This is a genomic window from Microlunatus capsulatus, from assembly GCF_017876495.1.
Lineage (GTDB): Bacteria > Actinomycetota > Actinomycetes > Propionibacteriales > Propionibacteriaceae > Microlunatus > Microlunatus capsulatus.
Genome location: NZ_JAGIOB010000001.1, coordinates 406,758 through 427,309, shown reverse-complemented (window position 1 = coordinate 427,309; position 20,552 = coordinate 406,758). Strand labels below are relative to the sequence as shown.

Genomic DNA, 20,552 nt, shown 5'->3' with positions numbered 1-20,552 from the left:
GCTGCCGCGCCCTGTGCCGAGTTGTCAGACGTGGGTTGACCCCTGGGTCAGCTCAGGTCTGACAGGTCGGCGCCGAGCGGGGCGGCGACGGACGGATAAGATCGCCTGCATGTCGGGACACTCCAAGTGGGCAACCACCAAGCACCAGAAGGCCGTCGTCGACGCGCGCCGGGCCAAGTCGTTCGCCAAGCTGATCAAGAACATCGAGGTCGCCGCGCGCCTCGGCGGCGGTGACGTCGACGGCAACCCGACGCTCTTCGACGCCATCCAGAAAGCCAAGAAGACCTCCGTCCCCAAGGACAACATCGACCGCGCGGTCAAGCGCGGCTCCGGGGCCGAGTCGGGCGGCGCCGACTACGAGACGCTGATGTACGAGGCCTACGGCCCGGCCGGCATCGCGATGCTCATCGAGTGCCTGACCGACAACCGGAACCGCTCCGCCTCCGAGGTCCGGGTCGCGGTCACCCGCAACGGCGGCACCATGGCCGACTCCGGCTCCACCGCCCGGGTGTTCAGCCGCAAGGGCGTCGTCGTGGTCCCCAAGCAGCAGGGCGACAAGACGCTGGCCGAGGACGACGTCCTCGAGGCGACGCTGGACGCCGACCCCGAGGAGGTCAACGACCTGGGGGAGACCTTCGAGATCATCTCCGACCCGGCCGACACCGTCCGGGTGCGCACCGCGGTGCAGGAGGCCGGCCTGGACTACGACTCCGCCGAGGTCTCCTTCGTCCCGGAGTTCACCCAGGAGGTCGACGGGCCGACGGTCGAGAAGGTCATGAAGATCATCGACGCCCTCGAGGACTCCGACGACGTGCAGAACGTCTACGCGAACTTCGACGCCTCCGACGAGGTCCTCGCTTCGATCAGCTGACCCCGGTCGCCGGCTGCGCGCCCTCCGGCGCGCCGTCCCGGCCCGCCCGGCCCCGGCTCGTAGGGTGAACCGAACACCCGTTCGACCGAGGGACCGGGCCAGACCGGTCGAGGAGCTGCTGTGCGCGTGCTGGGCATCGACCCGGGCCTGACCCGCTGCGGCCTCGGCGTCGTCGACGGCACCCCCGGGCGCCCGCCCACCATGGTGGCGGTCGGCGTCACCCGCACCCCGGCGACGCTGGAGACGGCTCGCCGGCTGGTGCAGATCGAGGAGGCGGTGGAGGCCTGGGTGCGCGAGCACCGGCCCGACGCCGTCGCCGTCGAGCGGGTCTTCGCCCAGCACAACGTCCCGACGGTGATGGGCACCGCCCAGGCCGCCGGCATCGCCATGCTGGTGGCGGCCCGGCACGGGCTGCCCGTCGCCCTGCACACCCCGAGCGAGGTCAAGGCCTCGATCACCGGCTCCGGCCGGGCGGGCAAGGACCAGGTCGGCGCCATGGTCACCCGCATCCTGCGGCTCACCGCCGCCCCCAAGCCCGCCGACGCCGCCGACGCCCTGGCCCTGGCCATCTGCCACGTCTGGCGCGGTGGGGCCACCGCCCGGGTGGACGCCGCCCTCCAGGCCGCCGCCGTCGCGTCCGCCCGCCAACGCCGGGCCTTCACCCAGGCCCGCCCGTCCCGAGGAGCCTCGTGATCGCCTCCCTCAGCGGCACCGTCCTGCAGGTCGGTCCCACCTCCGCCGTCGTCGAGGTCGGCGGCCTCGGCGTGCTGGCCCTCTGCAGCCCCGGGACCGTCGCCGGCCTCCGCGTCGGCCAGCGGGCGGCGCTGGCCACCTCGCTGGTCGTCCGCGAGGACTCGCTCACGCTGTACGGCTTCGCCACCGCTGACGAGCGGGAGCTCTTCGAGCTGCTGCTGACCGCGACCGGCGTCGGCCCCAAGCTGGCCCAGGCCGCGCTGGCCGTGCTGCCGCCGGACCAGCTGCGGTCCGCGATCGCCAGTGAGAACCTCGTGCAGCTCTGCAAGGTGCCCGGCATCGGCCGCAAGGGCGCGCAGCGGATGGTCATCGAGCTCAAGGACAAGATCGGCGCCGTGGGGCTGTCGGCCGAGCCGCACACGAGCACGAGCGCCGTGCCGGCCTGGCGCGACCAGGTCGCCCGCGGCCTCGTCGGGCTCGGCTGGTCCGAGCGGGACGCCGACGCCGCGTGCACCGAGGTCGAGCCGCTGGTCGCCGAGGACCCCGCCACCAGCGTCGCCGTGCTGATGCGCGCCGCGCTGCAGTCGCTGGCCCGGGGCTGAGCGGGTGAGCACCGAGGACCTCGGCGCGCTGGTCCGGCCCGCCGCCGACGCCGACGAGCGGGCGGCCGAGTCGGCGCTGCGGCCCACCTCGCTGGCCGAGTTCGAGGGGCAGCCGCGGGTCAGCGACCAGCTGGGCCTCGTCCTGGAGGCGGCCCGGCACCGCGGGGCGGTCGCCGACCACGTGCTGCTGTCGGGCCCGCCCGGGCTGGGCAAGACGACGCTGGCCATGATCATCGCCGGCGAGATGGGGGCCCCGCTGCGGATCTCCAGTGGACCGGCCATCACCCACGCCGGCGACCTCGCCGCCATCCTCTCCGGCCTCACCGAGGGCGAGGTCTTCTTCCTCGACGAGATCCACCGGATGTCGCGGCCGGCCGAGGAGATGCTCTACCTCGCCATGGAGGACTTCCGGGTCGACGTCGTCGTCGGCAAGGGCCCGGGCGCCACGGCCATCCCGCTGGAGATCCCGCGCTTCACCCTGGTGGGCGCCACCACCCGTGCGGGCCTGCTGCCGGGCCCGCTGCGCGACCGGTTCGGGTTCACCGCCCAGCTCGACTTCTACGACACGCCCGCCCTGGAGCACATCGTGCACCGCTCGGCGGAGCTGATCGAGGCCCACCTCGACCAGGCCGGCGCCGCCGAGATCGCCCGCCGCTCGCGGGGGACACCGCGGATCGCGAACCGGCTGCTCCGGCGGGTGCGCGACTACGCCCAGGTCCGCGCCGACGGACGGATCACCGCGACCCTGGCCCGGGCGGCCCTGGAGCTCTACGAGGTCGACGAGCTCGGCCTCGACCGGCTCGACCGGGCGGTGCTGCGCGCCGTGTGCACGCGCTTCGGCGGCGGGCCCGTCGGGCTGTCGACGCTCGCCATCTCGGTCGGGGAGGAGCGGGAGACCGTCGAGGAGGTCGCCGAGCCGTTCCTGGTCCGACAGGGCTTCCTCATGCGGACCCCGCGCGGCCGGGTGGCGACCCCGGCGGCCTGGCGGCACCTCGGGCTGGCCGTCCCCGGCGGGGTCACGGGCCCCGACACCGCTCCCGACCTGTTCGGCTAGGGCGCTCGGGGGCGCCGAGTGGGTAGAGTACGTCGGTCGGCGCGCGCGCCGACCCGCTCGACCCGACCCTCGGTCGGCCTCACGACCCGACCCACCCCGACCGGTGCGCAGCCCGCGTGCCGGGTGCCCCGACGGATGCTGGAGCCATGCAGAACTACACGACCCTGATCATGATCGCCCTGATGGTGTTCGCGTTCTACTTCCTCATCCTGCGGCCCCAGAAGAAGCGTCAGCAGGCGATCCAGAACACCCTGAGCAGCCTCCAGCCGGGCACCCGCGTGCTGCTGGGCAGCGGCCTCTTCGGCACCATCGTCTCCCTCGGGGACCGCCAGGCCGTGCTCGAGATCGCGCCCGGCGTCGAGCTGACCGTGCTCAAGCAGGCCATCGTCCGCGCCGCCACCGAGGCCGACGAGGACACCGTCGACGAGGACACCTACGTCGACGACGACGACGTGCTGGCCGACCCGCAGGGCCTGGCCCCGCGCGACACCACGACCGACCTCGACGGCCGCGACGGCTCCACCGCCGCCTCCGACCTCGAGTGGCAGAACCCGTCGGCGGGGGCCGACCCCAAGCGCCCCAGCTGATCGACCGACCACCCCGCTCGGTCTCGCGTAGCAAGGAACTCCTTCCCCGTGGCAGCACAGAGTGGCCGACCCGGCCGCACCCTCATCGTCCTGACGGCCCTCGTGGCCGCGCTGATCGGCCTCATGGCCCTGGGCGGCACCTGGACCCCGAAGCTCGGGCTCGACCTCCGGGGTGGCACCACCATCACCCTGACGGCGCAGAACACGTCGGGCTCCGGGTCCATCGACCCCACCAGCCTCGACGAGGCCCGGACGATCATCCAGAACCGCGTCGACAGCCTCGGCGTCGGCGAGTCCGAGGTGACCACCGCGGGCGACCGGCAGATCATCGTCAGCGTCCCCGACGTCCAGGAGGACCGGCTCGTCGAGCAGGTCGGCCAGACGGCCGTGCTGCGCTTCCGCGCCGTCTACTCCGCCGAGCAGGTCACGCCGCCGGTCGCCCCCAGCGAGGAGCCGTCGACACCGGCCCCGAGCGGTGAGCCCGGCAGCGACGAGTCGGCCGGCGCCCCGTCGTCGGCGCCCAGCAGCACCCCGGCGCCCGGTGCCAGCCCCAGCGGTGACAACCGCCCGCTGCCCGGGCTGCCCACCGCCCCGCCCGCGCCGTCCACGCCGCGGCCGACGGCCGAGGGCCAGGGCACGCCGCCCGACCAGGCGATCGGCTACCAGCCCAGCGAGGCCGACACGGCCGACTTCGCCGCCTTCACCTGCGACCAGGCCGGCAACCAGGTCGACGTCTCCGACCAGCCGCTGTTCTCCTGCAACCGCGAGGGCACCGAGAAGTACCTGCTGGGCCCGACGCTGATTCAGGGGGACACCCTGACCGGCGCGACGGCCGGGATCCCGCAGAGCGGCATCCAGTGGGTCGTCAACCTGACCTTCAACTCCGAGGGCGGCACCGCCTTCGAGAACATCACCGGCCAGCTGGCCCAGCGCAGCGAGCCGCAGAACCGGTTCGCCATCGTCCTCGACGGCGAGACGATCTCCGCCCCGTCGGTGAGCTCGGCGATCCCGGGCGGCCAGGCCGAGATCTCCGGCAGCTTCACCCAGGCCAGCGCGACCGACCTCGCCAACGTCCTCAAGTACGGCGCGCTGCCGCTGGCCTTCGAGGTCTCCGAGGTCTCCAACGTCTCCGCCACCCTCGGCGGCGAGCAGCTGCAGGCGGGCATCATCGCGGGCATCATCGGCCTCGTCCTGGTGGTCGGGTTCTGCTTCGCGTACTACCGCGGGCTCGGCATCGTCGTCGTGGCCTCCCTCGCGGTGGCCGCGGTCATCACCTACGCGTGCATGGTGCTGCTGGGCAGCTCGGTGGGCTTCGCGCTCAACCTGCCCGGCATCGCCGGCGCGATCGTGGCCATCGGCGTGACCGCGGACAGCTTCGTCATCTACTTCGAGCGCATCCGCGACGAGGTCCGCGACGGCCGGAGCCTGCGGACCGCCGTCGAGACCGGCTGGCGGCGGGCCCGGCAGACGGTGCTGATCGCCGACGCGGTGTCGATGCTCTCGGCGATCATCCTGTTCATCCTGGCCATCGGCTCGGTCAAGGGCTTCGCGTTCACCCTGGGCCTCACGACGCTCATCGACGTGCTCGTGGTGTTCCTGTTCACCAAGCCGCTGATGTCGGTGCTGGCCCGCACCAAGTTCTTCGGCAACGGGCACAAGCTGTCCGGGCTCGACCCGGGCCACCTCGGCGTCAAGGCGCTGCCGGGGATCCGGGCCCGACGCCCCGGGTCGGCCGCCGCCGGCCGGGCGGGGTCCGCGCCCACCCCGGCCACGCCCGTCGCCACCACTGGAGAGAAGGCCTGATGTCGAAGTTCAGCGATCTCGGGCACCGGCTCTACACCGGTGAGGTCTCCTACGACTTCATCGCCCGCCGCCGCCGCTGGTACGCGCTCTCGGCCGTCCTGCTGCTCATCTCCCTCGGCGCCCTGGCCATCCGCGGCCTCGACTTCGGCATCGAGTTCGAGGGCGGGGCGGACTTCCGCGCCACCACAACGGTGAACAGCCAGACGGTCGACGACATGCGCTCGGCCCTGGAGCGGACCGGCCTCCCGGACCTCGACGACTCCACCATCAACACCATCGGCAGCGACCAGGTGCGCGTGCAGACCCGCACCCTGGACCCGACCAGCGAGGTCCCGGTCGTCCGCGCCGCCATCGGCGAGGAGGTCGGCCTGCCGACCGACCAGGTCGCCTACAACCTCATCGGCGCGTCGTGGGGCGACCAGATCACCGAGCGCGGGCTGATCGCCCTCGGGGTGTTCCTCGTCCTCGTCGGGCTGATGATCTGGATCTACTTCCGCGACGGCGCGATGTCGGCCGCCGCGCTGGTGGCCCTGGGGCACGACCTGGTCCTGACGGTGGGCATCTACGCCCTCGTCGGGTTCACGGTCACGCCGGCGACGCTCATCGGCGTGCTGACGATCCTCGGGTACTCCCTCTACGACACCGTCGTGGTGTTCGACAAGGTCCGCGAGAACGTCCGCGACCTGCGCAGCAGCACCACCCGGACCTACTCCGAGGCCGCCAACCTGGCGGTCAACCAGGTGCTGGTCCGCTCGATCAACACGACGATCATCGGCGTGCTGCCGGTGGCGGCGCTGCTGTTCGCCGGGGCGTTCATCCTGGGCGAGGGCCCGCTCAAGGACCTCTCGCTGGCCCTGTTCGTCGGCATGATCTCGGGCGCCTACTCCTCGATCTTCATCGCCACGCCGCTGCTGGCGCAGATCAAGGAGCGCAACCCCGAGATGCAGAAGCTGGCCGCCCGGGTCGCCGCCCGCCGCAGCAAGGAGAGCGCCCGCACCCGCGGGGCCGACGGCGAGCCCGTCGAGGGTGTCGAGGAGGCGGGCGAGGGCGCGGGTCCCCGGACCCCGGCCCTGACCGTCACCCGCGCGGTCGCCGGCACGGTGCCGGTCCGGCCGGTCAGCGAGGGTGCCGCCAAGCGCCCGCAGCCGCAGCACAAGCCCCGCAGCCAGCGTCGGGGCTGAGCGGCCTCCGATGGTGGACCTGGCCTCCCTGGTCGTCGACGTCCCCGACTTCCCCCGCCCCGGGGTGGTGTTCAAGGACGTGACGCCGCTGCTCGCCTCCGCCGAGGGGCTGGCCGCCGCCGTCGACGCGATGGTGGCCTCGGTCCCCGGCGGCGTCGACGTCGTCGTCGGGCTGGAGGCGCGCGGCTTCCTCTTCGGGCCGCCGGTGGCGCTGGCGCTCGGGGTGGGTTTCGTGCCCGTCCGCAAGCCGGGCAAGCTGCCGCGGGAGAGCGTCGAGGTCTCCTACGCCCTCGAGTACGGCGAGGAGACGCTGGCCCTGCACGTCGACGCGGTGGGCCCGGGTGACCGGGTGCTGGTCGTCGACGACGTGCTGGCCACCGGCGGCACCGCCGTGGCGGCCGCCGGGCTGGTCCGCCGGCTCGGCGCCGAGGTCGTCGGCGTCTCCGTGCTGCTGGAGCTCACATTCCTGCCGGGCCGGGCGCTGCTCGCCGAGCACGGGCTCGACCGCGTCGACGCCGTCCTGACGAGCGACGCGTGAGCGGCCGCTCCGGCCGCAGCTCGACGCTGGTCCGGCGCCCGGGCGGCCAGCGGCCGTGGACCCACGACGCCCTGGTCAGCCTGCCCGCGCGGACGACGTCCCCGCTGGTCGAGCTGGCCCGGCGCGGGGCGCTGGCCCTGCTGCTGGTGGCCTTCATCGTGCTGCTGGTGTACGTGGACCGGAACGCCTACACCGACAACCACGACGGCGAGGTCTCCTTCGTCGACGCGATCTACTACGCCACGGTCACCATCACCACGACCGGCTACGGGGACATCACCCCGATCACCCCGCACGCCCGCATCCTCAACGCCATCCTCGTCACGCCGCTGCGGATCATGTTCCTGGTCCTGCTGGTCGGCACGACGCTGCAGGTGCTGGCCAACGAGGGCCGGCGCATCTTTCTGGACTCCCGCTGGAGGAAGCACATGCGCAACCACGTGGTCGTCGTCGGGTACGGCACGAAGGGCCGCAGCGCCGTCGACACGCTGGAGGCGAACGGCTGCAACCCGGCCCAGATCGTCATCATCGACGGCCGCGGCAACGCCGTCGCCGACGCGAACATCCGCGGCTACGCCGCCATCGAGGGCGACGCCACCCGGCGCGAGGTGCTGCGCCGCGCCGAGATCATCAAGGCGCGCGAGGTCATCATCACCCTCGACCGCGACGACTCCGCGATCCTCGTCACCCTCACGGTCCGCCAGCTCAACCCCAGCGCGCACGTCGTCGTCGCCGTCCGCGAGGAGGACAACGCGTCCCTGCTGCGGCAGTCCGGCGCCAACGCGGTCATCACCTCCTCCGAGGCCGTCGGCCGGCTGCTCGGGCTCTCGGCCACCAGCCCCAACCTCGGCACCGTGATCGAGGACCTGCTGTCCTCGCGCGAGGGCCTGGAGGTGGGCGAGCGGCAGGTCACCCGCGAGGAGGTCGGGCTGAACCCGGGCCAGGTCGAGGGGGAGCGGGTCATCGCCGTGGTGCGCAACCGGACGCTGCGCCGCTTCTACGACCCGACGGTGGCCAAGCTGGAGACCGGTGACCAGGTCGTCGTGGTCCGGCACGCGGCCGATCAGCCCTGAGCGTTGACCTAGACTGACGTCACCGTCGAGGTGAGGGACAGCCTGTGAGCGATCAGGGAGCGGCCGTGCGGCCGGACGTCGGGACGAGCGCGGACCCGGCGGTCCCGCCCCGGGCCCTGGTGCCCGAGCGCGCCCCGGGCGAGGTGGCCACCACCACCGAGCTGGTGCCCCGCACCGCGCCCGGTGAGCAGCCGCGGGTCCGGATGCGGCAGCGGCTCGCCCGGCTGGGCACCACCCGTCCGCAGACCCCGGTCCTCGACCCGCTGTTCCGGGTCATCCGGGTCAGCCACCCCAAGGCCGACCTCAGCGTCGTCGAGCGCGCCTACCGCACCGCCGAGCAGCACCACGCCGGCCAGCTCCGCAAGAGCGGTGACGCCTACATCACCCACCCGCTGGCCGTCACCACGATCCTCGCCGAGCTGGGCATGACCGAGGCGACGCTGTGCGCCGCGCTGCTGCACGACACCGTCGAGGACACCAGCTACACGCTGGCCCAGCTGACCCGCGACTTCGGCGAGGAGGTGGCCCTGCTCGTCGACGGCTGCACCAAGCTGGACAAGGTCAAGTACGGCGACTCGGCGAAGTCCGAGACGATCCGCAAGATGGTCATCGCCATGAGCCGCGACATCCGCGTGCTCGTGATCAAGCTGGCCGACCGGCTGCACAACATGCGCACGCTGCACTACCTGCGGCCCGACAAGCAGTCTCGGATCGCCACCGAGACGCTGGAGATCTTCGCCCCGCTGGCCCACCGGCTAGGCATGAACGCGATCAAGTGGGAGCTCGAGGACCTCGCCTTCGGCACCCTGCACCCCAAGGTGTACGACGAGATCGTCCGGCTGGTCGCCGAGGCGGCCCCCAGCCGCGACGAGTGGCTGGCCGGCGTGATCGAGCAGGTCCAGGCCGACCTCAAGGCGGCCAAGATCAAGGCCTCGGTCACCGGCCGGCCCAAGCACTACTACTCGATCTACCAGAAGATGGTCGTCCGCGGCCGCGAGTTCCGCGACATCTACGACCTCGTCGGGCTGCGCGTCCTGGTCGAGGACAACCGCGACTGCTACGCCGCCCTCGGCGTGCTGCACGTCCGCTGGAACCCCCTGCCCGGGCGGTTCAAGGACTACATCGCGATGCCGAAGTTCAACATGTACCAGTCGCTGCACACCACGGTGCTGGGGCCGGCGGGCAAGCCCGTCGAGCTGCAGATCCGCACCGAGGAGATGCACCGGCGGGCCGAGTTCGGCGTCGCCGCGCACTGGAAGTACAAGGAGGGCAAGGGCGCTCCGCCGACGGCGAACCCGGGCGACACCGGCGAGCTCGTGTGGGTCCGGCAGCTGATGGACTGGCAGCGCGAGTCCGCCGACCCGGGGGAGTTCCTCGACTCGCTGCGCTTCGAGATCAACTCCACGGAGGTCTACGCCTTCACCCCGAAGGGCGAGGTCATCTCCCTGCCCCAGGGCTCGACGCCGGTGGACTTCGCCTACGCGATCCACACCGAGGTGGGCAACCGGACCATCGGCGCCCGCGTCAACAACCGGCTGGTGCCGCTGGAGTCCCAGCTGTCCAACGGCGACGTCGTGGAGATCTTCACCTCCAAGGCCGAGAACGCCGGCCCCAGCCGCGACTGGCTGGCCTTTGTCGCCAGCCCCCGCGCCCGCAACAAGATCCGCCACCACTTCACCCGCGAGCGCCGCGAGGAGTCGATCGAGTCGGGCAAGGAGGCGCTGGCCCGCCAGATGCGCAAGGCCGGCCTGCCCATGCAGCGGCTGCTGACGCTGGAGCACCTGACCGCCGTCGCCGGCTTCTTCAAGCTGGCCGACGTCTCGGCGCTCTACGCCGCGGTGGGGGAGAACACCGTCGGCGCGCAGGCCGTGGTCAACCGGCTGATCAGCGTCGAGGGCGGGGAGGACGCCGCTGCGGACGAGACCAGCGAGGACCGCGTCGTCACCGGCCGCCGGGCCCGCACCGGGGGCAGCACCAGCAGCGAGTCGGGCATCCGCGTCGTCGGGGCCACCGACCTGTGGGTGAAGCTCGCCAAGTGCTGCACGCCGGTCCCCGGCGACCCGATCCTGGGTTTCGTCACCCGCGGCGCCGGGGTCTCGGTGCACCGCACGGACTGCGTCAACGCGGCCAGCCTGCGCGCCGAGCCCGAGCGGCTCATCGACGTCGAGTGGGCGCCGACGGCCAAGAGCTCGTTCCTCGTCGCCATCCAGGTCGAGGCGCTGGACCGCAACCGGCTGCTGTCCGACATCACCCGGACGCTGTCCGACCAGCACGTCAACATCTTGTCCGCGGCCCTGAGCACCACCAAGGACCGGATCTGCAAGGCCAAGTTCACCTTCGAGACGGCCGACCCGACCCACCTCGACCACGTCCTGCGCGCCGTCCGCGGCGTCCCCGCCGTCTTCGACGTGTACAGAATTTCTCAGTGAGCTCGTTCGCGCACGCGGCGCTCTAGCTGCCGTCTTCCTCCCTCGCTCGCAGGCGAGGAACGTGCCTGCTCGCTCGGTCGTCCAGACGGCAGCGCGCCGCTCCGACGCTCACGAGCTGGTGGTCACCGCCCGACGTTCACGAGCTCGTGGTCACCGCGCCCTGAGCCTGTCGAAGGGCATGGTTCTTGCGCACGCCGCCGGGTGGACCAGCCGCGGGCGCGAACGAGGTCAAGCTGAGTAGTCGGCCACAGCCTTGCGGGCCTGCTCCAGCCACTCCTGGTAGGTCGACGCCGAGCTGCGGGCGTCGGCGGCGGCCTTGGTGTCGCCGCGGGCCTCGGCCTTCTCGGCCTTCTCCAGCAGCGTCGCGATCTGGACCTCGAGCTTGGCCGCGGTGTCCTCGGCGCGGGCGCGGGCCTCGGGGTTGGTCCGCCGCCAGCGCTCCTCCTCGGCGTTGTTGACCGCCTCCTCGATGGCGCGCAGCCGGTTCTCCAGCGGGCGGATGGAGTCGCGCGGGACCTTGCCCAGCGCGGACCAGCGCTCGATGAGGTCGCGGTACAGGGCGCGGCCGGCCGCGGGGTCGGTGATCGGCAGCTTCGCCTCGGCCTCGGCGAGCAGCTGCTCCTTGGCGTCGGCGTTCACCCGGAACTCGGCGTCCTGCTCCGACATCGCCTCGGTCTTGGCGGCGAAGAAGGTGTCCTGGGCGGCGCGGAAGCGGCGCCACAGCGCCTCGTCCACGCCCCGGGGGGCGGGCCCGGCGTCCTTCCAGCGCTGCATGAGGTCGCGGTAGGTGCCGGTGGTGGGGCCCCAGTCGGTCGAGCCGGCGAGGGCCTCGGCCTCGACCGCCAGCTGCTCCTTGACGGTGCGGGCCGACTCGCGCTGCTCGTTCTGCTGCGCGAACTGGGCCTTGCGGCGGCGGGTGTAGGTGGTGCGCGCGCTGGAGAAGCGGTGCCACAGCGCGTCGTCGGTGGCCCGGTCCAGCCGGGGCAGCGTCTTCCACTGGTCCAGCAGGGCGCGGAACCGGTTGACGCCGCCGCGCCAGTCGTTGCCGGCGGCCAGCTTCTCGGCCTCGACGACGAAGGCCTCCTTGGCCGCCCGCGCCGCCTCGTTCGCCTTGGCCTTCTCGGCCCGGCGGACGGCGCGCTGCTCGGCCAGCCGGGGCGCGAGGGCGTCGAGCCGGGCCAGCAGGGAGTCCAGGTCGCCGACGGCGTGCGCCCCGTCGACGGCGGTCCGCACCGTCTTGACCGAGCCGGCCGCGTCGTCGGGGGAGAGGGCGCCGGAGGCCACCCGCCGTTCCAGCAGCGAGACCTCCAGCTCCAGCGCCTCGTAGCGCCGGGTGAAGAAGGCCATGGCCTCCTCGGCGGGCACGCCGGGCACCTGCCCGACGCTGCGCTCGCCGTCGGCGGTGCGGACGTGCACGGTGCCGTCGGGGTCGACCCGGCCGAACGACGCCGGACCGGCGCCGCCGGGGGCGACGGGACCCGGACCGGGGACGACCGGTGGGCTGACCTCGGGCGCGGCCGGTGCCGGGGCGGGCTCGGCGGGCACAGCCGGCTCGGGAGCCTCCGGCGTCGAGGGCGCGGGCTCGACGGCCGCGTCGGCCACCCGGACCTCGGTCGCGGGCTCGTCCGGCGTCGTCGAGGGCTCGACGGCGGCGGTCTCGACGGCCTCGGGCGCGACCGCGCCGGGCTCCGCGGCCTCAGGTCCCGTAGCTCCTGGCCCCGCAGCATCAGTCATGGGCCCAATCCTGCCCGATAGTCTCGCGATTGTGTTCATCGCGTCCTTCCCGGCCGGCCCCTGGCAGACCAACTGCTACGTCGTCGCCACGGCCCCGGGCGCGGAGTGCGTCGTCGTCGACCCGGGACTGGGGGCGGTCGCCGGGGTCCAGGAGCTGGTGGCCGAGCACGGGCTGAAGCCGGTCGCGGTCCTGGTCACCCACGGGCACCTCGACCACACCTTCTCCGTCACCCCGTTGTGCGCCGGGAACGCCGCCACCTGCTGGGTCCACCCGCGCGACCGGGCCCTGCTCGGCGACCCCTACCGCGCGATGGGTCCCGACACCCGGGCCCTGGTGGAGCAGCTGGCCGGGCCGACGGTGTTCACCGAGCCGGACGCCGTCTCCGAGCTGGCCGACGGCACGGCGTTCGAGGTCGCGGGCCTCACGTTCGAGGCGCTGCACGCTCCCGGGCACACGCCGGGCTCGACGATGCTGAGGACCGCCTACCCGGGCGCGGAGGTGGAGTCGGTCGTCTTCTCCGGCGACGTGCTGTTCGCCGGCTCGGTCGGCCGGACCGACTTGCCAGGCGGGAGCCACCTGGACATGCTGAGCAGCCTGCGCACCAAGGTGCTGCCGCTGCCGGACCGGGTGGCGGTGCTCCCCGGGCACGGCCCGCAGACCACCATCGCCGCCGAGCGCGCGCAGAACCCCTACCTGCAGGCGTCCTACCTGCAGGCCCCGAACGCCGGACAGGAGTAGGTCGTGAGTCGCCCCAAGCCGCTCTCGGGCTTCCCGGAGCTCGCCCCGGACGCCCGCATCGTGGAGCAGTTCGTGCTCGACCGGCTGCGGGAGACGTTCGAGCTGCACGGCTTCGGCTCGATCGAGACCCGCGCCGTCGAGCCGCTCGACCGGCTCGCCAAGCAGGGTGAGATCGACAAGGAGGTCTACGCCGTCCAGCGGGTGGCCGCCGAGCCGGGCACCCGCGCCGATCTGGGCCTGCACTTCGACCTCACCGTGCCGTTCGCCCGCTACGTGCTGGAGAACGCCGGGCAGCTCGCCTTCCCCTTCCGGCGCTACCAGATCCAGAAGGTGTGGCGCGGCGAGCGGCCGCAGGAGGGCCGCTACCGCGAGTTCACCCAGGCCGACATCGACATCGTCGACGCCGGCACCCTGGCCGCCCACCACGACGTCGAGCTGCCGCTGGTCACCCTCGGCGCGCTCGAGCGGCTGCACACCGACCTCGGCGTGCCCCCGGTGCTGATGCGGGTGAACAACCGCAAGCTGGCGCAGGGCTTCTACCTCGGGCTGGACATCGCCGACCCGCCGGCCGTGCTCCGCCAGGTCGACAAGCTGGACAAGATCGGCCCCGACCGGGTGACGGCGCTGCTGACCGACGAGGTCGGCGTCAGCGCGGCGCAGGCCGCCTCGGTGGTCCGGATGGCCCAGATCTCGACGGCGGACGAGTCCTTCGTCGACCACGTGCGCGCCCTCGGCGTCGACCACCCCCAGCTGGACGAGGGCCTCGAGCTGCTGGCCGGCGTGGTCCGCGCCGCCCGCGAGCACGTCCCGGGCCGGCTCGTCGCCGACCTCAAGATCGCCCGCGGCCTCGACTACTACACCGGCACCGTCTACGAGACCGAGCTCGTCGGCTTCGAGGGCTGGGGCTCGATCTCCTCCGGCGGCCGCTACGACTCCCTGGCCACCGACGGCCGGACGAGCTACCCCGGCGTCGGCCTGTCGATCGGCGTCACCCGGCTGCTGGCCCCGCTGCTGGGCCGGGGGTTCCTGCGGGCCTCCCGCTCGGTCCCGACGGCGGTGCTCGTGGCCGTGGAGTCGGAGGAGAGCCGCTGGGACGCGATGGCGGTGGCCGAGCAGCTGCGCGCCCGCGGCATCGCCTGCGAGGTGGCGCCGAAGGCCGACCGGTTCGGCAAGCAGATCCGCTACGCCGACCGGCGCGGGATCCCGTTCGTCTGGTTCGGCGGCGCCGAGGGCGAGGTCAAGGACATCCGCTCCGGGGACCAGGTGCCCGCCGTCGCGGCGAGCTGGGCACCCCCGGCCGAGGACCTGCGGCCGCAGGTGCACTCCGCCGGCTGACCGGGCCGGAACTGTCAGCGGTCCCCTCTAGCGTCTGGTCATGGCTGCCGCACCGTTCGTCCTCGTCCCCGGCTACTGGCTCGGCGGGTGGGCCTGGGAGCGGGTCGCCCCGCTGCTCCGGGCCGCCGGCCACCCGGTCAGCACCCCGACGCTGCCGGGCCTGGAGCCCGAGCCCGCGCGGCGACCGCCCGGGGTCACCCTGGAGGACCACGTCGCCGCGGTGGCCGACGCCGTCCGCGCCGCCGGCCCGTCGGCGGTGCTGGTGGCCCACAGCGGCGCCGGCAAGCTGGCGACGGCGGTGCTCGACCGCGACCCGGCGGCCGTGGCCCGCGTGGTCTACGTCGACAGCGGCCCCGCCGCCGACGGGCTGGCCGAGCCCCTGCCCGATGGGGCTGACCGCGCTCGCGCTGCCCCCGTTCGAGGGGCTGGAGGCCAGCCTGGACGGGCTGTCGGAGGCCGATCTGCAGGACTTCCGCGAGCGCGCCGTGCCGCACCCCGCGGGCGTGGTCCGCGAGCCGCTGCGGCTGCACGACCCCGCGCGACGCGCGGTGCCGGCCACCCTCGTCTGCTGCTCGCTCCCGGCCGCGACGGTCCGGGAGCTGGCCGCGGGCGGGCACCCGATGTTCGCCGAGGTGGCCGAGCTCGCCGACCTGACGGCGGTCGACCTCCCGACGGGGCACTGGCCGATGTGGAGCCGGCCCGGCGAGCTCGCCGAGGCGCTGCGGGAGGCCGCCGGCGACGGGCACTAGGGTGACGGCGTCGAGGCGGAGGAGGACGCGTGACGGAACGAGCCCGCGGTCACCAGGTCCTGGCCTCGGCCGACAGCGACGTCTTCGCCTCGCTGCGCAAGCGGCCCAGCTCCCGCGAGGAGCGCTACGCCCTGGGGCGGGAGCTGCGGCACCGGGTGCCGCGCAGCGCCCTCGGCGACTGGACGGCGCCGCAGGACCGGGCCGACCCCGTCCGGCTGGTCCAGCAGTCCCACCGCGGCCGGGTCCCCGCGCTGGTACCCGTCCGGGTGGCCCGGATGGTCGGCTCGCCCTACGGCTTCCTGCGCGGGACGGCGGTGGTGATGGCCGAGGACGTGGCCCGGCTGCCCGCCACCGGGATCCAGCCGGTGATCTGCGGCGACGCCCACCTCGGCAACTTCGGCTTCTACGCCTCGCCCGAGGGCGAGCTGGTGATCGACCTCAACGACTTCGACGAGGCCCACCCCGGCGGCTGGGAGTGGGACCTGCGCCGGCTGGTGGCCAGCATCTGGGTGGCCGGCCGCGAGAACGGCTCCACCGAGGAGCAGTGCCAGAGCTCGGTGCTGGCCTGCGTCGCTGCCTACCGCGAGGAGGTCCGCTTCCTCGCCGAGCAGCCGTTGCTGATGCGCAGCTACAACCGCCTCGACGTCGGCCGGCTGCACGAGACCGCGACCGAGAAGACGTTGCGCGACGAGATCCAGCGGGCGGCCAAGCGGGCCCGGCAGCGCACCAGCGACCGCGCGCTGCCGCGGTTCACCGCCGAGCGCGACGGCCGTCGCCAGATCGTCGAGGAGCCGCCGCTCATCACCCGGCTGGAGGCGCGCGAGGCCGCGGCCGTCGGGCAGGCCCTCGACCGCTACCTGCTGACGCTGGCCCCGCACTGGCGCCGGGCGGTCGGCGGGTACACCCTCGTCGACCTGGCCCACAAGGTCGTCGGGGTGGGCAGCGTCGGCCTGCGCGCCTACGTCGCGCTGCTGGAGGGCAGCAGCCCCGACGACGTGCTGTTCCTCCAGCTCAAGCAGGCCCGCCGCTCGGTGCTCGCGCCGCACGTGCACGGCGGGTCGGCCTGGCACGCCCACCAGGGCCAGCGCGTGGTGGAGTACCAGCAGGCCCTGCAGACCGTCAGCGACCCGCTGCTGGGCTGGACGACGGTGCAGAACCGGCAGTACTACGTCCGCCAGTTCCGCAACATGAAGGGCACGATCCCGCTGGACGCGATCGACGCCGCGGCCCTCACCGACTACGCCGGCATCGTCGGGCACCTGCTGGCCAAGGGCCACGCGCGGACCAGCGGGGCCTCGATGATCGCCGGCTACGCCGGCTCCTCCGACAAGCTCGACCAGGCGCTCGCGGTCTTCGCCCGCGCCTACGCCGACCAGACCGAGGCCGACCACGCCCGGCTGGTCGCGGCGGTCCGCGCCGGCCGGCTGCCCGTCACCGAGGGCGCCCTGGACAGCGGCGGCTCAGCCTTCCGACCGGCCTGAGCGCCGGTGCAGCAGGGCCACGGCCCCCAGCGCGGCCAGGGCCACGAGCAGCGCCGCCGCCGCGGCCGGTCCGGCTCCCCAGCCGTCGGCGGGCGGCCCGCCGCCGGGCATCGGGGGGTAGCCGGTCTCACCTCCCGCCGAGCGGACGGTCGGCCGCGTCCCGCCGCAGAGGTCGGCCACCAGCCCCCGAGCGCCGTCCCGAGCCTGCACGAGGAAGGGGCCGGTGCCGGTGACCTCCAGGCCGCAGGTCGCGGGCTCCACGGGCGTCCGGACCTGCTGCAGGCTCGTCGCCGCACCCTTGTAGACCCGCTCCACCGCGAAGGTCAGCGTCCGGGTCTGGCCGCGGCTGCGGTCGTCGACCACCGAGCCCCGGAAGACCACGGCGGCCCGGTCGAACAGCGCCGGGTCCTCGGCGCTCGTCACGCAGCTGCAGGCCGACGCGGGCGGGGCCAGCGCGGCCGATCCCAGGACGGCGAGCAGCAGCGCCAGCAGGACGGCCCGGACGCGGGTCCGGCGCGCGGCGGTCACCGGCGCGGCCGGCCGGGGCGCCAGAGGACGACGAGGCCGGCCCCGGCGACGACGAGCAGCCCGGCGCCCGCGATCCCGGCCACCCGCAGCCAGCGGCTCAGCGTCCGGTCGGTGCGGGTCGCACGCTCCGCCCGGTCGGAGCTGCCCGGCCGCGGGATCTGGCCCGGACCCAGGGCGGGCGGCGCCGTCCCGGTGGCGAGGTTCCCGCTGCACAGGGTGGTGACGAGCCGGGCGACGGCGTCGTCACCCCGGCCCTCGACCCCGGACCGGGCGAACACCACCCAGGTCGAGCCGGGCGCCGGCTCCAGGCCGCAGCCGGCGGGGTCCTGCGGGGTCGCCACCACCTGGTCGGCGAAGGCGGTGCCCTTCCACACGGTGTCGACCCGGAAGCGCACGTCGGTGCGGGCGTCGGCCCCGCGCCCGACCTCGTCGGTGGCCGTCACCACCCCGCGGAAGACGACGTCGGCCTGCCGCAGCGCCCGGAGCGGGCTGATCCCGGCGCAGTCGCAGGCGGAGGCGGCGGCGGGGGACACCCAGGCCCCGAGCAGCGCCAGCAGCAGCGCGGCCAGCAGGCCCGCCGCGCGGGCGCCGACGCGGTTCATGCCGTCATCGTGCCCCGCCGGCGTCACCGGGGCGAGGGGGGTGCCGCACAGCCGTCCGCAAACCCGTCGGGCACCCCGGCCCGCTCGCCGTAGGATCGGGAGCTGTCCACGGAGAAGTTTGTTGGAAGGAAGCAGTCTGTGATCCGCACCCACGGCGCCGGCACCCTCGGGGCCGAGCACGCTGGAACCACCGTCACCCTGGCCGGCTGGGTCGCCCGCCGCCGAGACCACGGAGGGGTGGCCTTCCTCGACGTGCGCGACGCCACCGGGGTCGTCCAGGTGGTGGTGCGGGACGAGACGCTGGAGGCCTCCGGCGCGCACGACCTCCGCAACGAGTACTGCATCAAGGTCGTCGGCGAGGTCTCGCTGCGGCCCGAGGGCAACGCGAACCCGGACCTGCCCACCGGCGCCGTCGAGGTCGTCACCAGCGAGCTCGAGGTGCTCAGCACCGCCGCGCCGCTGCCGTTCCAGATCGACGAGCGGGTCACCGTCGGGGAGGAGGCCCGCCTCAAGTACCGCTACCTCGACCTGCGCCGGCCCGCTCAGGCGGCGGCCCTGCGGCTGCGCAGCGAGGTGAACCGGGTCGCCCGCAACACCCTCGCCGACCGGTCGTTCGTCGAGATCGAGACGCCCACCCTGACGCGCTCGACGCCGGAGGGCGCGCGCGACTTCCTCGTCCCGGCGCGGCTCAAGCCCGGCTCCTGGTACGCCCTGCCGCAGAGCCCGCAGCTGTTCAAGCAGCTGCTGATGGTCGCGGGCATGGAGCGCTACTTCCAGATCGCGCGCTGCTACCGCGACGAGGACTTCCGCGCCGACCGGCAGCCCGAGTTCACCCAGCTCGACGTCGAGATGAGCTTCGTCGACCAGGACGACATCATCGAGCTGAGCGAGGAGCTGCTGACGCGCATCTGGGCCCTCATCGGGGTCGAGCTGCACGCGCCGTTCCCGCGGATCACCTACGCCGACGCCATGGCGCGCTACGGCTCGGACAAGCCCGACCTGCGCTTCGGCAACGAGATCACCGAGGTGACCGGGTACTTCGCCGAGACGCCCTTCCGCGTCTTCCAGGCCGAGTACGTCGGCGCCGTGGTGATGCCCGGTGGTGCCTCGCAGCCCCGCAAGCAGCTGGACGCCTGGCAGGAGTTCGCCAAGCAGCGCGGCCACCGCGGGCTGGCCTACGTGCTCGTCGGCGAGGACGGCGAGCTGGGCGGTCCTGTCGCCAAGAACCTGTCCGAGGGCGAGCGGGCCGGCCTGGCCGCGCAGGTCGGCGCCCGGCCGGGGGACTGCGTGTTCTTCGCCGCCGGCGCCCGGTCCCAGGCCCAGTCGCTGCTCGGCGCCACCCGGCTCGAGATCGGCCACCGGGTCGGGCTGGTCGACACCAGCGCCTGGGCGTTCGGCTGGGTCGTCGACGCGCCGCTGTTCGAGCCGGCCAGCCAGGCCGTCGCCGCGGGTGACGTCGCCGTCGGCAGCGGCGCCTGGACCGCGGTGCACCACGCCTTCACCTCGCCCAAGCCGGAGTCGCTGGAGACCTTCGACACCGACCCGGGCCACGCGCTGGCCTACGCCTACGACATCGTCTGCAACGGCAACGAGATCGGCGGCGGCTCCATCCGCATCCACCGCCGCGACATCCAGGAGCGGGTGTTCGCGGTGATGGGCCTCTCGGCCGAGGAGGCGCAGGAGAAGTTCGGCTTCCTGCTCGACGCCTTCAGCTTCGGGGCTCCGCCGCACGGCGGGATCGCCTTCGGCTGGGACCGGATCTGCGCCCTGCTCTCGGGCATGGACTCGATCCGCGACGTCATCGCCTTCCCGAAGTCGGGCGGCGGGGTCGACCCGCTGACCGACGCGCCGGCGCCGATCACGGCCCAGCAGCGCAAGGAGGCCGGGGTGGACGCCCCGGCCGTGCCCGCCGCGGCCGCCGCCGCCGCCCAGGGCTGACCGGCTCCCGGGGGCGGTCGCGCCGACCGCCCCCGGGGCCACCCGGCCGTCCCCGCCGCAGGCCGTGCGGACCCCGGGCTTGCGCTCGCGGAGCCGGTCTGCTTGGCTCAGGGCAGAGCAAGACGTGGTCGAGAAGAGTGCCGCATTCCTTCACTACAGGACGGCACCCCCATGTCTGCACCTCCCGTCTCCCGTCTCCGCGTCGTGCGGGACACCGCGTCGGCCCCCTCCACCCGCGTCACGGTCAAGCGCCGCGCCGCCCCCGGTGAGGAGGAGGTCCCCGACTGGCGCGAGTCGGCGGCCTGCGCCCGCGAGGACCTCAACCTCTTCTTCCCGATCAGCAGCGTCGGCGCCGCCGCCCAGCAGCAGGTCGAGGCGGCCAAGGCCGTCTGCGCTCGCTGCCCGGTGCGCCAGGACTGCCTGGAGTGGTCGCTGGACGTCGGCCCCGAGTTCGGCATCTTCGGCGGCTGCACCGAGGTGGAGCGCCGCCGCCTCCGCAACGAGCGCAGCAGCGGTCCCCGCTGGCGCTCCGACGTCGGCCCGCACCGCTCCGAGGCGGCCGTCCGCGAGGCGCTGGAGCCGTTCTGAGCTGACCCGCCACCGGCGGCCGCCGAG

At 73.9% G+C, this 20,552-nt stretch carries 19 protein-coding genes; 16 read left to right on the top strand and 3 right to left on the bottom strand.

What is annotated here, in order from left to right; genetic code table 11:
• Positions 1-109: 109 nt before the first annotated feature.
• The 10 genes from JOF54_RS01995 to JOF54_RS01950 all read left to right on the top strand — a co-directional run bounded on the left by JOF54_RS01995 (position 110) and on the right by JOF54_RS01950 (position 10,831).
• On the top strand, positions 110-871 hold the full coding sequence (locus JOF54_RS01995) for a YebC/PmpR family DNA-binding transcriptional regulator (protein WP_210052529.1): 762 nt from the start codon (positions 110-112) through the stop codon (positions 869-871).
• A gap of 129 nt (positions 872-1,000) precedes the next feature.
• Positions 1,001-1,564 (top strand): crossover junction endodeoxyribonuclease RuvC, encoded by a 564-nt coding sequence (ruvC, locus tag JOF54_RS01990; RefSeq protein WP_210059274.1) that lies wholly within the window; start codon positions 1,001-1,003, stop codon positions 1,562-1,564.
• On the top strand, positions 1,561-2,166 hold the full coding sequence (gene ruvA, locus JOF54_RS01985) for a Holliday junction branch migration protein RuvA (RefSeq protein WP_210052527.1): 606 nt from the start codon (positions 1,561-1,563) through the stop codon (positions 2,164-2,166). The genes ruvC and ruvA overlap by 4 nt, the downstream gene beginning before the upstream one ends.
• A gap of 4 nt (positions 2,167-2,170) precedes the next feature.
• Complete coding sequence (ruvB, locus tag JOF54_RS01980) at positions 2,171-3,220, top strand: Holliday junction branch migration DNA helicase RuvB (protein WP_210052525.1); 1,050 nt, start codon at positions 2,171-2,173, stop codon at positions 3,218-3,220.
• Between the two features lie 146 nt (positions 3,221-3,366).
• The gene (yajC, locus tag JOF54_RS01975; RefSeq protein ID WP_210052522.1) at positions 3,367-3,807 is read left to right on the top strand and encodes a preprotein translocase subunit YajC; all 441 of its coding nucleotides are present in this window, start codon (positions 3,367-3,369) and stop codon (positions 3,805-3,807) included.
• 48 nt (positions 3,808-3,855) lie between these two features.
• Positions 3,856-5,610, top strand: coding sequence for a protein translocase subunit SecD (gene secD / locus JOF54_RS01970; RefSeq protein ID WP_307803726.1), 1,755 nt, complete (start codon positions 3,856-3,858; stop codon positions 5,608-5,610).
• Complete coding sequence (secF, locus tag JOF54_RS01965) at positions 5,610-6,791, top strand: protein translocase subunit SecF (protein WP_210052520.1); 1,182 nt, start codon at positions 5,610-5,612, stop codon at positions 6,789-6,791. The genes secD and secF overlap by 1 nt, the downstream gene beginning before the upstream one ends.
• A gap of 10 nt (positions 6,792-6,801) precedes the next feature.
• The gene (locus JOF54_RS01960; RefSeq protein WP_210052518.1) at positions 6,802-7,329 is read left to right on the top strand and encodes an adenine phosphoribosyltransferase; all 528 of its coding nucleotides are present in this window, start codon (positions 6,802-6,804) and stop codon (positions 7,327-7,329) included.
• Positions 7,330-7,355: 26 nt separating this feature from the next.
• Positions 7,356-8,402, top strand: a complete 1,047-nt coding sequence (locus tag JOF54_RS01955; RefSeq protein WP_210059272.1) for a potassium channel family protein — start codon at positions 7,356-7,358, stop codon at positions 8,400-8,402.
• A gap of 203 nt (positions 8,403-8,605) precedes the next feature.
• Positions 8,606-10,831: a RelA/SpoT family protein gene (locus tag JOF54_RS01950; RefSeq protein ID WP_210059271.1), complete on the top strand. Its 2,226-nt coding sequence runs from the start codon at positions 8,606-8,608 to the stop codon at positions 10,829-10,831.
• Between the two features lie 228 nt (positions 10,832-11,059).
• On the opposite strand, the gene JOF54_RS01945 is transcribed toward JOF54_RS01950, so the two are convergent.
• Positions 11,060-12,565, bottom strand: coding sequence for a DUF349 domain-containing protein (locus JOF54_RS01945; RefSeq protein ID WP_210052516.1), 1,506 nt, complete (start codon positions 12,563-12,565; stop codon positions 11,060-11,062).
• 31 nt (positions 12,566-12,596) lie between these two features.
• On the opposite strand from JOF54_RS01945, the gene JOF54_RS01940 reads away from it, so the two are divergent.
• Genes JOF54_RS01940 through JOF54_RS01925 form a run of 4 tightly spaced genes read left to right on the top strand, consistent with a single transcriptional unit; the run spans position 12,597 to position 16,869 of the window.
• Positions 12,597-13,304: an MBL fold metallo-hydrolase gene (locus tag JOF54_RS01940; protein ID WP_210052514.1), complete on the top strand. Its 708-nt coding sequence runs from the start codon at positions 12,597-12,599 to the stop codon at positions 13,302-13,304.
• Between the two features lie 3 nt (positions 13,305-13,307).
• A complete protein-coding gene (hisS, locus tag JOF54_RS01935) occupies positions 13,308-14,639 on the top strand; it encodes a histidine--tRNA ligase (protein ID WP_210052512.1) in 1,332 nt (443 codons plus the stop codon).
• A 40-nt stretch (positions 14,640-14,679) separates the two neighbouring features.
• Positions 14,680-15,393 carry an alpha/beta fold hydrolase gene (locus tag JOF54_RS22110; RefSeq protein WP_372443456.1) on the top strand — a complete coding sequence of 238 codons (714 nt, stop codon included), beginning with the start codon at positions 14,680-14,682 and terminating at the stop codon, positions 15,391-15,393.
• A 24-nt stretch (positions 15,394-15,417) separates the two neighbouring features.
• Positions 15,418-16,869: a DUF2252 domain-containing protein gene (locus tag JOF54_RS01925; RefSeq protein ID WP_210052510.1), complete on the top strand. Its 1,452-nt coding sequence runs from the start codon at positions 15,418-15,420 to the stop codon at positions 16,867-16,869.
• Here JOF54_RS01925 and JOF54_RS01920 read toward each other — a convergent pair.
• Positions 16,849-17,397 (bottom strand): hypothetical protein, encoded by a 549-nt coding sequence (locus JOF54_RS01920; RefSeq protein WP_210052508.1) that lies wholly within the window; start codon positions 17,395-17,397, stop codon positions 16,849-16,851. The genes JOF54_RS01925 and JOF54_RS01920 overlap by 21 nt on opposite strands.
• Positions 17,394-17,999, bottom strand: coding sequence for a hypothetical protein (locus JOF54_RS01915; protein WP_210052505.1), 606 nt, complete (start codon positions 17,997-17,999; stop codon positions 17,394-17,396). Before JOF54_RS01915 ends, JOF54_RS01920 begins: the two co-directional genes overlap by 4 nt.
• A 138-nt stretch (positions 18,000-18,137) precedes the next feature.
• Here JOF54_RS01915 and aspS point away from each other — a divergent pair, with 138 nt between their 5' ends.
• Positions 18,138-19,937 carry an aspartate--tRNA ligase gene (gene aspS / locus JOF54_RS01910; protein ID WP_210052504.1) on the top strand — a complete coding sequence of 600 codons (1,800 nt, stop codon included), beginning with the start codon at positions 18,138-18,140 and terminating at the stop codon, positions 19,935-19,937.
• Between the two features lie 171 nt (positions 19,938-20,108).
• The gene (locus JOF54_RS01905; RefSeq protein ID WP_210052502.1) at positions 20,109-20,525 is read left to right on the top strand and encodes a WhiB family transcriptional regulator; all 417 of its coding nucleotides are present in this window, start codon (positions 20,109-20,111) and stop codon (positions 20,523-20,525) included.
• Positions 20,526-20,552 lie beyond the last annotated feature (27 nt).

Bases quoted from the DNA above. Each gene is read 5' to 3' on its own strand.
- JOF54_RS01995 (WP_210052529.1), top strand. From the start codon at position 110: ATGTCGGGACACTCCAAGTGGGCAACCACCAAGCACCAGAAGGCCGTC.
- JOF54_RS22110 (WP_372443456.1), top strand. From the start codon at position 14,680: ATGGCTGCCGCACCGTTCGTCCTCGTCCCCGGCTACTGGCTCGGCGGG.
- yajC (WP_210052522.1), top strand. From the start codon at position 3,367: ATGCAGAACTACACGACCCTGATCATGATCGCCCTGATGGTGTTCGCG.
- secF (WP_210052520.1), top strand. From the start codon at position 5,610: ATGTCGAAGTTCAGCGATCTCGGGCACCGGCTCTACACCGGTGAGGTC.
- JOF54_RS01950 (WP_210059271.1), top strand. From the start codon at position 8,606: ATGCGGCAGCGGCTCGCCCGGCTGGGCACCACCCGTCCGCAGACCCCG.
- JOF54_RS01905 (WP_210052502.1), top strand. From the start codon at position 20,109: ATGTCTGCACCTCCCGTCTCCCGTCTCCGCGTCGTGCGGGACACCGCG.
- JOF54_RS01945 (WP_210052516.1), bottom strand. From the start codon at position 12,565: ATGACTGATGCTGCGGGGCCAGGAGCTACGGGACCTGAGGCCGCGGAG.
- JOF54_RS01960 (WP_210052518.1), top strand. From the start codon at position 6,802: ATGGTGGACCTGGCCTCCCTGGTCGTCGACGTCCCCGACTTCCCCCGC.
- JOF54_RS01915 (WP_210052505.1), bottom strand. From the start codon at position 17,999: ATGAACCGCGTCGGCGCCCGCGCGGCGGGCCTGCTGGCCGCGCTGCTG.